The sequence below is a fragment of the Actinomycetota bacterium genome, assembly GCA_035765775.1.
Taxonomy (GTDB): Bacteria; Actinomycetota; CADDZG01; order JAHWKV01; family JAOPZY01; genus DASTWV01.
In genome coordinates, this window is sequence record DASTWV010000039.1 from 1 (window position 1) to 14041 (window position 14041).

General features: G+C 70.8%; 12 protein-coding genes and 1 pseudogene. 2 read left to right on the forward strand and 11 right to left on the reverse strand.

The genetic code is table 11. The annotated features are described in order from the left end of the window. The first annotated feature begins 330 nt into the window (after window positions 1-330). Both VFW71_08015 and VFW71_08020 read left to right on the forward strand, forming a co-directional pair. Window positions 331-1362 (forward strand): sigma-70 family RNA polymerase sigma factor, encoded by a 1032-nt coding sequence (locus VFW71_08015; GenBank protein HEU5002708.1) that lies wholly within the window; start codon window positions 331-333, stop codon window positions 1360-1362. A 293-nt stretch (window positions 1363-1655) separates the two neighbouring features. Beyond that, window positions 1656-2459, forward strand: a complete 804-nt coding sequence (locus VFW71_08020) for an alpha/beta hydrolase (GenBank protein HEU5002709.1) — start codon at window positions 1656-1658, stop codon at window positions 2457-2459. Between the two features lie 17 nt (window positions 2460-2476). Here VFW71_08020 and VFW71_08025 read toward each other — a convergent pair whose 3' ends face one another. The 11 genes and pseudogenes from VFW71_08025 to gatC all read right to left on the reverse strand — a co-directional run bounded on the left by VFW71_08025 (window position 2477) and on the right by gatC (window position 13844). Beyond that, entirely contained in the window at window positions 2477-3121 is a 645-nt protein-coding gene (locus tag VFW71_08025) for a dihydrofolate reductase family protein (protein HEU5002710.1), read from the reverse strand. A gap of 49 nt (window positions 3122-3170) precedes the next feature. Further along, entirely contained in the window at window positions 3171-3668 is a 498-nt protein-coding gene (locus VFW71_08030) for a hypothetical protein (protein HEU5002711.1), read from the reverse strand. A gap of 61 nt (window positions 3669-3729) precedes the next feature. Next, window positions 3730-5199 carry a glutamate--tRNA ligase gene (gene gltX / locus VFW71_08035; GenBank protein ID HEU5002712.1) on the reverse strand — a complete coding sequence of 490 codons (1470 nt, stop codon included), beginning with the start codon at window positions 5197-5199 and terminating at the stop codon, window positions 3730-3732. Between the two features lie 22 nt (window positions 5200-5221). Further along, window positions 5222-6043: pseudogene (locus tag VFW71_08040) on the reverse strand (fumarylacetoacetate hydrolase family protein). Beyond that, on the reverse strand, window positions 6039-6956 hold the full coding sequence (locus VFW71_08045; GenBank protein ID HEU5002713.1) for a branched-chain amino acid transaminase: 918 nt from the start codon (window positions 6954-6956) through the stop codon (window positions 6039-6041). The pseudogene VFW71_08040 and the gene VFW71_08045 overlap by 5 nt, the downstream one beginning before the upstream one ends. A 221-nt stretch (window positions 6957-7177) precedes the next feature. Further along, complete coding sequence (gene serA, locus VFW71_08050) at window positions 7178-8761, reverse strand: phosphoglycerate dehydrogenase (GenBank protein HEU5002714.1); 1584 nt, start codon at window positions 8759-8761, stop codon at window positions 7178-7180. Continuing rightward, a complete protein-coding gene (locus VFW71_08055) occupies window positions 8758-9867 on the reverse strand; it encodes an alanine--glyoxylate aminotransferase family protein (GenBank protein ID HEU5002715.1) in 1110 nt (369 codons plus the stop codon). Before VFW71_08055 ends, serA begins: the two co-directional genes overlap by 4 nt. A gap of 225 nt (window positions 9868-10092) precedes the next feature. Then, window positions 10093-10317: a helix-turn-helix domain-containing protein gene (locus VFW71_08060; protein ID HEU5002716.1), complete on the reverse strand. Its 225-nt coding sequence runs from the start codon at window positions 10315-10317 to the stop codon at window positions 10093-10095. A 298-nt stretch (window positions 10318-10615) separates the two neighbouring features. Beyond that, window positions 10616-12055 (reverse strand): Asp-tRNA(Asn)/Glu-tRNA(Gln) amidotransferase subunit GatB, encoded by a 1440-nt coding sequence (gene gatB / locus VFW71_08065; protein HEU5002717.1) that lies wholly within the window; start codon window positions 12053-12055, stop codon window positions 10616-10618. Beyond that, on the reverse strand, window positions 12052-13527 hold the full coding sequence (gene gatA, locus VFW71_08070; GenBank protein HEU5002718.1) for an Asp-tRNA(Asn)/Glu-tRNA(Gln) amidotransferase subunit GatA: 1476 nt from the start codon (window positions 13525-13527) through the stop codon (window positions 12052-12054). The genes gatB and gatA overlap by 4 nt, the downstream gene beginning before the upstream one ends. After that, window positions 13524-13844, reverse strand: a complete 321-nt coding sequence (gene gatC / locus VFW71_08075) for an Asp-tRNA(Asn)/Glu-tRNA(Gln) amidotransferase subunit GatC (protein HEU5002719.1) — start codon at window positions 13842-13844, stop codon at window positions 13524-13526. Before gatC ends, gatA begins: the two co-directional genes overlap by 4 nt. Between the last annotated feature and the right edge of the window lie 197 nt (window positions 13845-14041).

Here is a 14041-nt window from a genome sequence, read left to right on the forward strand (position 1 = left end):
CTGGGCGGCATGAGGAACGGGGTCATGCGATCCGTGGAGACATAGTGTTTGGCCATGCCCCCATTCGCGCACACTTCCGGGGGAAGGTGTTGGATTTCGCGATTGCTAGTTTGAGGCCTCGATTTTGCGACACCCTGTATACGGGACTAGGCACTCACAGACTGCGTTAAGCTCGGTCACATCGCGCACGACAGGCCCCCGTCCGGCCTCAACCGGTTATGCGGCTCGCCCTCGCCCCCCGCCGATGAGTTTCCCGCTGGCCGCCGGTCACAACGGGTGGCATAGTGGGCAGCGCCCCAACGCGGCACCGAGGAGACCTGGTTGGCGGACATGGCGGGCGTCGGGATCGACACGGCCCCCGGTGATACCGGAGCCGTCGAGCTCCGCCTCGAGCAGTTCCGGCCCGAGCTGACCGGGTTCGCCTACCGGATGCTGGGCTCGGCCTTCGAGGCGGAGGATGCCGTCCAGGAGAGCCTGCTGCGGGCGTGGCGCAGCTTCGACCGCTTCGAGGGCCGCTCCGCCCTGCGCTCCTGGCTGTACAGCATCGCCACCAACGTGTGCCTGGACATGCTGAGCGGCGCCCAGCGCCGGGCGCGCCCGATGGACCTCGGCCCGTCGGGCACTGCCGACGGGCCGCTCAACCCACCCCTGGCGGAGACCACGTGGATCCTGCCCATCCCCGACGCCATGGTGGCGTCGCCCGGGTCGGACCCGGCCGCCGTCGTCGAGGCCCGGGAGAGCATCCGGCTGGCCTTCGTCGCCGCCATCCAGCACCTGCCGCCCCGCCAGCGGGCGGTGCTCATCCTGCGGGAGGTGCTGCGCTGGAAGGCGTCGGAGGTGGCCGAGTTGCTCGACACCTCGGTCGCCTCGGTCAACAGCGCCCTGCAGCGGGCCCGGGCCACCTTGTCCGGCCTCGACACCGACTCGGGCGAGGCCTTCGCGCCGATGGACCCCGACCAGCAGGCCCTCCTGTCCCGCTACGTCGACGCCTTCGAGCGCTACGACATGGAATCGCTGACCTCCCTGCTGCACGAGGACGCCACCTGGTGCATGCCCCCCTTCGACCTCTGGCTGCACACCCACGACGACATCGTGCGCTGGTGCCTCGGCACGGGGATCGGCTGCGAGGGCTCCCGCCTGGTACCGGTCATGGCCAACGGCTCGCCGGCGTTCGCCCAGTACAAGCCGGGCGAGGGCGGGGCGCTGGAGCCCTGGTCGATCCAGGTGCTGGATATCTCAGAGGGCAAGGTCGCCGGGGTCTGCTTCTTCCTCGCCCTCGACGAGCGGGTGTTCCCCCTCTTCGGGATGCCCCAGGAGTTCACTCCCGATCTGGCGCGCGGTCTCGATCCCGGGCCCGCCTGACACCGGCAGCACCTCCGCCAAGCCCATGAAGGCGATGAGGGCCCGGAGGTCCTCCCCGGCCTCCACCAGCACCACCTGGCGCCCCAGCCGCTTGGCGATGAGCTGGAGCCGGGCGAGGGCATCGATGATGGCGGCGTCCGCCGGGACACCGCACACGCGCACTGCGAGGGCCTCGGGCCCCGGGCGATCGGTCTGTGCCATCACCGAACAGACCGCCGGGCGCCACCAAACTCATCGATGAGTTCCGGCCCCTGCGCCGGTCTGCACCGGTACCGGACACCCGAGGAGGAACCATGCCCACGCTGACGTCGCCCGATGGAACCACGATTGCCTACGAATCGCGGGGCGATGGCCCTGCCCTCGTCCTCACGGTGGGGGCCTTCTGCGACCGGAACACGGTGGCACCCCTCGCCGCCCTCCTGGCGGACCGCTACCGCGTCTACACCTACGACCGGCGGGGCCGGGGCGGCAGCGGCGACACCCCGCCGTACGCAGTGGACCGGGAGGTGGAGGACCTCGCGGCCGTGATCGAAGCCAGCGGGGGGCCGGCGCCGGTCTACGGCCACTCATCGGGCGCCGCCCTGGCCCTGGAGGGGGCGCTGCACGGCCTGCCCATCACCGCTCTGGCGCTCTACGAGGCGCCCTACGTCGTGGGCGGCGTCACCCCGCCGCGGGACTACATCGAGCGCCTCACCGCCTTCGCCGAGGAGGGCCGGCGGACCGAGGCGGTGGAGTACTGGCTCACCTCGGTGGTCCGGGCTCCCGCCCCGGCCGTCCAGTACCTGCGCTCGTCACCCGGCTGGGCGGGCATGGAGGCCCTGGCGCACACGCTCGCCTACGACGGGGCGATCATGGGCGACCGCAGCTTCGGCGGCCCGCTGCCCGCCCAATGGGCCTCGATGACCCTGCCCACGCTGGTCCTGGGGGGTGCCAACAGCCCGCCGCCGCTCCAGCAGGCGGTGGAGGCCCTGGCGGCCCTGCTGCCCGCCGCCCGGCGGGAGGCCATCCCGGGCGCCGACCATGGCTGCCCGCCGGAGGTGCTGGCGCCAATCCTGGCGAGGTTCTTCACCGAGGTGCTGCCCGGCACCTCTTCGTAGATCACCCGGGCGGGCGGTCAGGGCCGGGTGAAGGTGAGGTGCGTCACCCCGCTCGGCGTGCTGACGGCATCGACCTTGAACCGCTGCTCCAGGCCCTCCAGGCCGTCCCACAGGCGCTCACCCCGCCCGAGGACGATGGGCACGACCACGATGTGCAGGTGGTCGATGAGGTCGGCGGCGAGGAACTGCCGTACGGTGCCCGGCCCGCCGCCGATCCGCACGTCCAGGCCGCCGGCCGCCTCCCGGGCGGCAGCCAAGGCTTCCTCGGGCGACCCGTCGAAGAAGTGGAAGGTCGTCCCGCCCTCCATCTCGATGGACGGCCGGGGGTGATGCGTGAGCACGAACACCGGCGTGTGGAAGACCGGGTTGTCGCCCCACCAGCCCTTCCAGTTGTCGTCCTCCCAGGGGCCCCGCTGGGGGCCGAACTTGTTGCGGCCCATGATCTCGGCGCCGATGCCCGGGCCCCAGTTGCTGGCGAAGGCGTCGTCGGCGCCGGTCTCGCCACCGGGGTCGTCGTTCATCCGGTGGAAGGAGCGGGTGGCGAAGAACCACTCGACAAGGCGCCCGCCGGCATGGCCGAACGGAGCCTCGCGGGTCTGGCCCTCCCCAGCGCCGAAGCCATCGAGGGAGACCGAGAAGTTGTGCACCCGCACCAGTGACATGAGACCCCTTTGGTGTCGCCGCCCGCGCGGGCTGGCGCCGCGCACATTCTTACGTCTCGGACCCTGGGTGGTCAGGCAGCCGTCCGCCCGGCCTCTTCGCCAGCCGCGGCCCGGCGAACAGCAGCGCCTCCAAGTCCCGGCGCACATGCAGCACGTCCCGGCGGATGTGGCGTGCCACGCGGCGGCGGTCGTAGACGCAGTGGCCATCGGCCCGGCTGTCGGCGTTGGGTGCCACGCTGTCGGTGTGCGCCCACAACAGGTCGCGGCACCCGACGCTCACATGGAGAGCCTGGTTGGTGTCCGGCGAGTGCTCGCGCAGCGAGGTGAACCCCCCGTGGAGCATCCCACCCCCCCGGGTGTCCACGCAGAACCGGCCGGTGGCCACCAGGTCGGCCACAAAGCCCTCCCGGTCGTCCACGATCAGGGAGCCGGCGCTGCCATCGGGCTTCTGGAGGAACCAGCAGCGCACCCGGTCGGCGACCCCGAGGGCCTCGAGGCGGCGGTAGAGGATGGCCCTGCGGTAGATATCTTCCCGGTCGGCTTCCATACCCCGCCTCCTGGTTCTATCGATAGCTTGTTCTATCTGTAGAAACGGCGGCCTCCCAGGGTTATTCCAGCCCGGCCCGGGCTGTGCGCAGCCGGTCGAGCACCCGCTCCCGGCCGATGAGCGCCATGGAGTCGAACACCGGCGCCCCGACCGTCGAGCCCAGCACGGCGACGTAGAAGGGGACGAATGCCTTGCGGGGCTTGAGCTCCAACTCGGTCTGCACGCCCCGGAGGGCCGCTTCGATGCCCTCCCGGTCCCACGCCGGCAGGGCCTCCAGCGCGCCGATGGCGCCGTCCAGCAATGCCGGCACGAAGGGCTCCGCCAACCCCTTGGCGGCCGCCGCCGGATCGATCTCGACGTCCCGGAAGATGCCGGCCACCAGGGGGGCGGCGGCATCGAGGCGCTCGATGCGGGTCTGTACCAGGGGCACCACGGCGGCGATGAGCGCCGCCTCCCCGGGGGTGGGCGTCTCCCCCACCAGGCCCGCCCGGGCCAGGAAGGGGGCCAGCCGGGCAGCGAGGTCGGCCGGGTCCAGGGCCCGGACGTACTCGCCGTTCATCCAGGTCAGCTTGTCGAGGTCGAAGCGGGCGGGCGAGGCGACGACGTCGTCGATGCGGAACTGCTCGACGATGGCCTCCCGGGCCAGGATGGTGCTGCCGTCCCGGGGGCTCCACCCCAGCAGGGCCAGGTAGTTCACCATCGCCTCGGGCAGGAAGCCGTGCTCCCGGTACCAGCCGATGGAGACCTCCCCGTGGCGCTTGGAGAGGGGCTGGCCATCGCCCCCGTGGATCAGCGGCAGGTGGCCGAAGGCGGGCAAGGGGTTGCCCAGGGCGGTGTGCAGGAGGATCTGGCGGGGGGTGGAGGGCTGCAGGTCCAGTCCGCGGATCACGTGCGTCATCCCCATGAGGCCGTCGTCCACCGGTGCTGCCAGGTTGTAGAGCGGGAAGCCGTCCTTGCGCACGAGCACGAAGTCGTCGATCTGGGCGTGCTCCACGGTGACGTCGCCCGTCACCAGGTCGTGGAACGAGGTCGACCCCTCGTCGGGCACGTGGAAGCGCAGGACGAACGTCCGGCCCTCGGCCTCGAAGGCGGCCTTCTCGTCGTCGGTCAGCCGGAAGCAGCGCCCGTCGTAGCCCGGCCGCCGGCCGGCCGCCTTGGCCTCCGCCCGCCGGGTCGCCAGCTCTTCCTCGGTGCAGTAGCAGCGGTACGCCCGGCCCGCCTCCTCCAGGCGCTCTGCCGCCTCCCGGTAGTTCGCCAGGCGCTCCGACTGGCGGTACGGGGCGAACGGCCCGCCCACCTCCGGCCCTTCGTCCCAGGTGAGGCCCAGCCAGCGCAGGTCCTCCAGCACCGCCCGGTAGGACGCCTCGTCCACCCGGCTGCGGTCGGTGTCCTCCACCCGCAGCACCAGCACGCCCCCGTTGTGGTGGGCGAACAGCCAGTTGAAGAGGGCGGTGCGGGCGTTGCCCACGTGGATCGACCCGCTGGGGGCGGGGGCGAAGCGGACGCGGACGGACGGGATGCTTTCAGGCATGGGGCCGCCAGACTACCCGCCGCTACCGGGAGGGCGGCGCCACTCCCCCGGGGAAGGCCTGCGCCCCGTCCCGCACGCCGGCGGCCAGGGTCCCGATGCCGTCGATCTCCACCTCCACCCGGTCCCCCGCCCGCAGCGGCCCGATGCCGGCCGGGGTGCCGGTGAGGATGACGTCGCCCGGCAGGAGGGTGATGTACGAGGTGACGAAGGCAATGAGCTGGCCGACGGTGAAGATGAGCGACGAGGTCCGGGCGTCCTGGCGGACCTCCCCGTTGACCCAGGTGCGCAGGCGCAGGTCGCCCGGGTCGACATCGGCGTCGATCCACGGCCCCAGCGGCGCCGAGGTGTCGAAGCCCTTGGCCCGGCCCCACTGGTCGTCCTCGCCCTGCAGGTCCCGGGCGGTGGCGTCGATGCCGCACGTGCAGCCCAGGACCACCTCCCGCCAGCGGTGCTCGTCCACCGCCCGGGCCACCGCGCCGATCACCACCGCCAGCTCGCCCTCGTAGTCCAGCTGCCGGCAGGCCGGGGGCCGGACGATGGCGTCGCCGGGGCCGATGACGGCGGTGGAGGGTTTGAAGAAGCACAGCGGCACGTCCGGCAGGGGGTCGCCCAGCTCCAGGGCGTGCTCCCGGTAGTTGAGCCCGATCCCCACGATCTTCGAGGGCAGGCAGGGGGCCAGGAGCCGGACGTCGCCCAGGGGGTGGACCACCCCGGTGCGCTCGTGGGGCAGGAACGGTGTGGTCGAGATCTCCTCGACGCCGTCGTCGCCGACGATGCCGTAGCTGATGCCCGGTCTTGATCCAGAGCTGGTTGGATCCGGCCGCAGGAACCGGGCGAACCTAACCGACGTACTCGTTCCAGACGCTGTAGCGGTCCATGTCCCCCTTGACCGCCGACCAGAAGACCTCCGAGAGCTTGCGGGTGATCGGGCCCGGGTCGCCCAGCTCCCGGTCATCCACCGAGCGGATCGGCACCAGCTCGGCGGCGGTCCCGGTGAGGAAGGCCTCGTCGGCGGTGTACAGGTCGGTCCGGGCCAGGTGGTCCTCGGCGATGGGCACGGACAGGTCGGCGGCGATGGTGCGGATGGAGTCCCGCGTGATCCCGGCCAGCGGGCAGTCGGACAGCGGCGGGGTGACCAGGGTGCCGTCCCGCACGATGAACACGTTCTCGCCGCTGGCATCGGCGACGTAGCCCTCCTTGTTCAGCATGATGGCCTCGTCGTAGCCCGCCTTGATGGCCTCCACCTTGGCCAGGCTGGAGTTGATGTACTGGCCGGTGGCCTTGGCGGCCGGGGGCAGCACGTTGTGGTCGTAGCGCCGCCAGGACGAGACCTTCATGCGCACGCCCCGGGTGAAGCCCTCCTCGCCCAGGTAGGCGCCCCAGGGCCACACGGCGATCGACACGTTGACCGAGCAGCCGATGTAGTTGAGCCCCATCTCGCCGTAGCCCCGGAAGACCAGGGGGCGGATGTAGCAGGTGGTCAGCTCGTTGGAGCGGATGGTGTCCTTGACCGCCTCCACCAGCTCCTCGGGCCGGAAGGGCACATCGATGTTGTGGATCTTGGAGGACTTGTAGAGCCGCTCGATGTGGTCGGTCAGCCGGAAGACGGCCGAGCCCCGCTTGGTTTCATAGGCACGGATGCCCTCGAATACGCCGGAGCCGTAGTGGAGCGAGTGGGTGAGCACGTGCACCTTGGCCTCGTCCCACGGCACGAGGGTGCCGTCCATCCAGATGAACTTCGCGGGGGTGATCGGCATCTGCTCCTCCTCGACGTCGCCCGGCGGCCACCGGGCGGGACCCTTCGTCCCTGATTGTAGTCCGAGATGCCCGCCCGGACGAGGGGCAAGTTTACGGCCGGTAACCGGGACGGTGCTCGCCAGATGGGGTCGGTCTCGGCGCTTCTTGTGACGCTGAACCACCACAGAGGTGGCTCATGCTGACAAGAAACTCGGGAGCGCGTGACGGCGAGCCGGAGGGGCTACCCGCCGAAATCGATGAAGCGGATCTCGCTCGCCTCGGCTGCCTCGGCGATGCGGGGTGCCACCTCCGCCGGGATCGGGGAGTCGACGGTCAGGCCCATCAGGGCCACGCCGCCGATGGTGTCCCGGGACACCTTGATGCTGGCGATGTTGACGCCCGCTTCGCCCAGCACGGTGCCCACACGGCCGATGACGCCCGGCCGGTCGGCGTAGCGCAGCACGCACAGGTAGCGCTCGGGCGCCAGGTCGATCGGGTAGTCGTAGACCTGGACGATGTGCTCCTCGTCGTGCTTGCCGAACAGCGTCCCGGCCACGGTCACGTCGCCCGCCGCCGACGCCGCGGTCACGGTCACCAGGTTGACGTAGTCGGAGCTCTGCGAGGACTTCACCTCCTGGACCTCGATCCCCCGGTCCTGGGCCAGCGGCATGGCATTGACATAGGTCACCGGCTCGTGCACGACGGTGGTGAAGAACCCCTTCAGCCCGGCCAGGGTCAGGATGCGGCAGTCGTGCTCGGTGATCGCACCGCGGTACTCGAAGCGGATCGTCGTCACTCCGGAGGCGGCCAGGCCTGCCAGCAGCCGGCCCAGCCGGTCGGCCAGCGGCAGCCCGCGGCGGATGACTTCGGCCAGCTCGCCGCCGGCAGCGATGTTGACCGCGTACGGGGCCAGGTCGCCCCGCAGGGCCAGGAGGATCTGCTCGGCGATGGCGGTGCCCGCCCGGGTCTGGGCCTCCTCGGTGGAGGCGCCCAGGTGGGGGGTCACGACCGCCGACGCCACCCCGAACAAGGCATGCTCGCCGGGCGGCTCCTTCTCGTACACGTCCACCGCCGCACCCGCGATCCGCCCGGAGGACAGCGCCGCCACCAGGGCGGCCTCATCCACGATCCCGCCCCGGGCGACGTTGATCACCATGGCGGTGGGCTTCATGAGCTCGAACTCGGGCGTCCCGATGATGGCCTTGGTCTCGGCGGTCTTGGGCAGGTGCACGGTGAGGAAGTCGGCCTCCTGGCACACCTCGGCCACGCTGCCCGCCAGGGTGATGCCCAGCTCGGCGGCCCGCTGAGGGGCCACGTAGGGGTCGTAGCCGAGGAGGCGCATGCCGAAGCCGGCAGCCCGCTGGGCGACCAGCGTGCCGATGCGCCCCAGCCCGAGAATCCCGAGGGTCTTGCCCTCCAGCTCCACCCCGGTGAACTTCGAGCGCTCCCACTTCCCTGCCCGCAGCGACGCATCGGCCGCCGGGATGTGGCGGGCGAGCGCCAGCAGCAGCGCGAGGGTGTGCTCCGCCGCCGACAGGACGTTGGAGGTGGGGGCGTTGACCACCAGGATGCCCAGCTTGGTGGCGGCGGGGACATCGATGTTGTCCAGCCCGACGCCGGCCCGCCCCACGACCTTCAGGCGGCTGCCGGCCTCGAGGAGCTCCTGGTCCACCTTGGTGGCGGAGCGCACGATGAGGGCGTCGTAGTCACCGATCGCCGCCAGGAGCTCCTCCCGGCTGAGGGCGCGGTCATCGACCTCGACTTCCGTCCGCAGCTTCTCCAGGCCCTCCTCGGAGAGCGATTCCGAGACGAGGACCCGCATCATGGCTGGAGGAGCACCTCCTGGGCCCCGGCCACCCCGGCGCCCAGCTTCAGCGGGTACCCGAGCTCCGACAGCACGACCTCCAGCGCCCCGAAGAAGCGCAGCACGTCGAGGGGCTCCACCCAACCGAGGTGGCCGATGCGGAAGATCTTGCCCTTGAGCGGCCCCTGGCCCGGCCCGGTGACGATGCCGAAGCGGGAGCGCAGCTTGGCCACGATCGCCTCATCGCTGAGGCCGTCGGGCACCTTGACCGCGGTGACGATGAGCGAGCGCTCGAGCGACTCGCCGAACAGCGGCAGCTCGAGGCCCCGCACGCCCGCCTTCACCATGCGGGCCACCAGGCGGTGGCGGTCGAAGATGTTCTCCAGACCGACGTCGCGCGCCATCTTGATGGCGGCGTTCAGGCCCTGCAGGACCGAGATCGCCGGCGTCCAGGGGCTTTCGGCATCCTTGCGGTCGGCGGCGGCCTTGTAGGCGGTCCAGTCGAAGTAGAAGCGGGGGGCGTTGGAGTTGCGGTGCGCCTCCCAGGCCCGCTCCGAGACGATGTTGAAGGCGATGCCCGGAGTGGCCCCCAGCGCCTTCTGGGACCCGCCGACGCAGACGTCGATGCCCCAGGCGTCGGTCTCCAGCTCGATGGCCCCGACACTGGAGATGGCATCGACGACCATGAGCCGGTCCCGGGCCCGCACGACTTCGCACACCGGCTCGATGTCGTTGCAGACACCGGTGGAGGTCTCCGAGTGCTGGATGAAGACCGCTTTGATGTCCGGGTCGGCGTCCAGTGCCTTGGCGACATCCTCGGCCCGGGCGACCTGACCCCAGTTGTAGCCGATGAAGGTGACGTCGAGGCCGAAGCGCTCGCAGATGGTCTTGTAGCGCTCACCGAAGTAGCCGACCGACACCACCAGCACCTTGTCGCCGGCGGAGACGATGTTGGCGACCGAACCCTCCATCCCCCCGGTACCCGAGGAGCTGAAGACGGCGATGTCGCCTGTGGCCGCCGCCTGCCACTTGAGGCCGGCCATCACCTCGGACAGCAGGGCGCCGTAGCCCGGCCCCCGGTGGTAGACGAGTGGCTCCGACTGGGCGATCAGGACCTCCGGTGGCACCGGAGTGGGCCCAGGCGTCATCAAAATCTCAGGACGGTTCGACATGTGGTTCTCCTTCCGGTGCCCTGCGCTCGGGCACGTAGCGCGGTCCCCTGCGACGACCCGATGTGGGGAGGGCACCAACGCGCAGGCGCCCCCCGGGGCTGTCACCTCGAGTGTAGTCGAGGGTCACAAATCCGGGAGGCGCCCGTCCGAATCACACGGATGACCGCGCAGGAGAAGAACCTAGAAGTTCGGGATCTCCGTCGTCGCCGTGACGGCCAGCCGGTCCACCAGCTCCTGGATCTGGGGGCCGGAGAAGCGCCGGTGCCCCCCCAGGGTCCGGACGTACGGCAGCTTGCCTTCCGTGGCCCAGCGGGCAACGGTCTTGGGCGAGACGTGCAGCAGCCGGGCGACGTCACCGGCCCTCAGGTATTCGTCCCGCACCACTGTTCCCCGTGCGGCCCTCATGCTGCCCCCCGCGAAAAGCAGTTAGCCACCATGGCTGAACACCCCCCGTTCCTACAGGTTCCAGGCTTTCTGGAACCACCGAATTAACTTGTCGAATGCTAACGCAACGGCCGTGTCACTAAAAACTCCGTGGACCGGCCCGATTGGATGTTTCGAGCGTTAAACGGAACATAAGGGAGGTAATTGATGCCCGGCTCGGCCGATATCTGAAGAGAACCTAAGCTTCATGAGGGTAATTTCAGGCTGCGGAGGTTTACCTAGCCCGTCGCGTCGGTTCCTAGATTCATTACCGGCGAACCTAGGGCGAGAGCATTTCCCGCAAGAGCGCTTGGACCACGCTGGGATTCGCCTGTCCCTTCGTCACTTTCATAACCTGCCCAACCAGGAAGCCGAGGGGCTTGTGGTCGCCGGTGCGCACCCGCCCGGCCACCTCGGCATTGGCCTCCAGCACCTGGGTGACCACCGCCGCCAGCTCGTCGCGCCCGGAGACCTGGCGCAGGCCCTTCTCCTCCACGATCGTGGCCGGGTCCGCGCCGGTGGCCACCATGGCGCTCAACACTTCTTTGCCCTGGGCGCCCGAGATCGTCCCGGCGGCCACCAGGTCCACCAGTGCGGCCAGATGGACGGGTGTGACCGCGGTCTGCTCGATGCCTTCGCTGCGTTCCGCCAGGCGCCCGAGCAGGTCGTTGGCCAGCCAGTTGGCCACCGTCTTGGCCTCGGCGGCCGATGCCGCCCGCACCGCCTCCTCGAAGAAGCCCGCCAGCGGCCGGCTCCCGACCAGGACCCCGGCGTCGTACTCCGGCAGCCCGTAGTCGGCCACGAACCGGCTCCGCCGGGCGGCGGGGAGCTCCGGGATCTGGCCCTCGATGTCGGCGAGCCACTGCTCGCCCGGCTCGATGGCCACCAGGTCGGGCTCGGGGAAGTAGCGGTAGTCGAAGGCGTGCTCCTTGGTACGCAAGGGCCGCGTGACCCCCACCCGCTCGTCCCAGTGCCGGGTGGACTGATCGATGGTGCCGCCGGCGGACAGTACCTCCCGCTGGCGCACCTCCTCGTAGGCGAGGGCCCGGTGCAGCGAGCGCAGCGAATTGAGGTTCTTCACCTCCACCTTGGCGCCCCGCTCCCCCGGCGGCGCCACCGAGATGTTGGCGTCGAAGCGCATCGACCCCTCCTCCATCCGGATGTCGGAGACGTCCAGGCACTCGATGATCGCCCGCAGCTCGGTGGCGAAGGCACGGGCCTGGTCGGCCGAGGTCATGTCGGGCTCGCTCACAATCTCCACCAGCGGCGTGCCCGCCCGGTTGAAGTCCTCCAGCGAGTGGTCGGCGCCGTGGATGCGGCCCCCGCCGCCCACGTGCAGGCTCTTGCCGGTGTCCTCCTCCAGGTGGACCCGGGTGATGCCGATCCGGGCTCCGCCGACGTCGATGGAGCCGCCCAGGCACAGGGGAATGTCGTACTGCGAGATCTGGTAGTTCTTCGGCATGTCGGGATAGAAGTAGTTCTTCCGGTGGAAGATCGAGTGCCGGGCGATGCTGGAACCCAGCGCCATCCCGATCTTGGCGGCGTTGGCCACCGCCTGGCCGTTCGGCACCGGCAGCGCTCCGGGGTGGCCGAGGCAGACATGGCACACCCGGGTGTTGGGGTCGCCGCCGAAGGCCACCGGGCACCCGCAGAACATCTTGGTCCTGGTCGCCAGCTCGACGTGGATCTCGAGGCCGATGGTGGTCAGGAGCTCGTTCATCCGGCGACCCACCCGGGAGGCTCGGCCTTGAACCCCAGCTCCTGCTCCAGGGCGTACGCCGCCCGCAGCACCCGCACCTCGTCCAGCGCCTGGCCCATAACTTGCAACCCCACCGGCAGGCCGTCCTCTGCGGCCAGCCCGCACGGGATCGAGATGGCGCACGCCCCCGCCAGTGACGTCGGCACCGTGCACACGTCGGACAGGTACATCGTCAGCGGGTCCTGGGTGCGCTCGCCAAAGCCGAAGGCGGTGGTGGGCGACGTCGGCGACACCAGCAGGTCGAAGGACCCGTAAGCCCGGGCGAAGTCGTTGATGATCAAGGTGCGCACCTTCTGGGCCTTGCCGTAGTAGGCGTCGTAGTAGCCCGCCGACAGGGAGTAGGTGCCCAGCATGATGCGCCGCTTGACCTCGGCCCCGAAGCCGGCCGCCCGGGTGCGGCTGTTCATGGTCGTGACGTCGTCCCCGTCCACCCGCACCCCGTAGCGCACGCCGTCGAAGCGGGCCAGGTTGGCCGACGCCTCGGCCGGGGCGATGAGGTAGTAGGCGTCGATCCCGTAGGCGAAGGTGGGCAGCGACACCTCCCCCACTTCGGCCCCCAGCTTCTCCAGCAACCCGATGCACTCCTCGACCCGGGCCCGGACCCCGTCCTGCAGCCCGGCGGCCATCAGCTCGGTGGGGATCCCGATGCGCATCCCTCGCACGCCGGCGTCGATCCCCTCGGCGAAGTCGGGGACCGGGGTAGGCAGCGAGGTGGCGTCGCGGGGGTCGTGGCCGGCGATGACCCCGAGGAGCAGCGCGGCGTCCCGCACGCACCGGGTGAACGGCCCGGCCTGGTCCAGCGACGAGGCGAACGCGATCAGGCCCGACCGGGAGACCAGCCCGTAGGTGGGCTTCAGCCCCACCACCCCGCACAGCGAGGCGGGCTGGCGGATGCTCCCGCCGGTGTCGGTGCCGATCGACCACACCGCCTCACCCGCCGCCACCGCCGCCGCACTGCCCCCCGATGACCCCCCCGGCACCTTGGCGGTGTCCCACGGGTTGCGGGTGGGGCCGAACGCCGAGTTTTCGGTGGACGACCCCATGGCGAACTCGTCGAGGTTGGTCTTGCCGATCACCGGCAGGCCGGCCCCGGCGATGCGGGTGGCGACGGTGGCCGAGTAGGGCGGCACGTAGTTGGCCAGCAACGCTGACCCCGCCGTGGTGCGTACGCCCTGGGTGCAGATGATGTCCTTGATGGCGATGGGCACCCCGGCCAGCGGGCCGGGATCCTCGCCGCCCGCTCGGCGAGCGTCCACCTCGGCGGCGGTCCCGAGGGCGTCCTCGGACGTGCGGGTCAGGTAGGCGCCGATGCCCGCCTCCACCGCTTCGACCCGCTCCAGCACCGACGTGGTGACCTCGGTGGCGCTGACCTCCCCAGCCTGGAGCAGCCCCGCCAGCTCGGTGGCCGTCCGGGCCCAGAGCGGGGCGCTCACGCCTCCCCCTCCGCCGGCTCCTCCTCGAGGATCCGGGGCACCCGGAAGTGGCCGTCCTCGGCCGCCGGGGCGTTGGCCAGCGCCGCCTCGTGCGAGAGGCAGGGGGCGGGGAAGTTGGGCTCGTCGGGCCGGAAGACGTTGCGCAACGGCAGCGGGTGCGACGTCGGCTCGACGCCCTCGGTGTCCAACGACGTCACCCGGGCGGCGTGCTCCAGGATGCGGCCGAGCTGGTCGCCGAAGAGGGCGATCTCGTCCTCGGTGAGCGCCAGGCGGGCGAGGCGGGCGACGTGCTCGACGTCGGCTCGGCTGATTCCCATAGTCGAGGGATTGTACGGGGAGCCGCCCCGGGCGGGGGCATACCGGAACCGGGCGCCAAACCCGTCGGATGCGGCCCGATGCCGTTTCGATCGGTGGACGTTACCCGGCCACCCACCCGGCCCGCCACCCCTTGTCCGGCCCCGCGCTACGCTGGGAGTTGTGACGTTGACGTCCTTCCCTGGCGCTCTGCACCCGG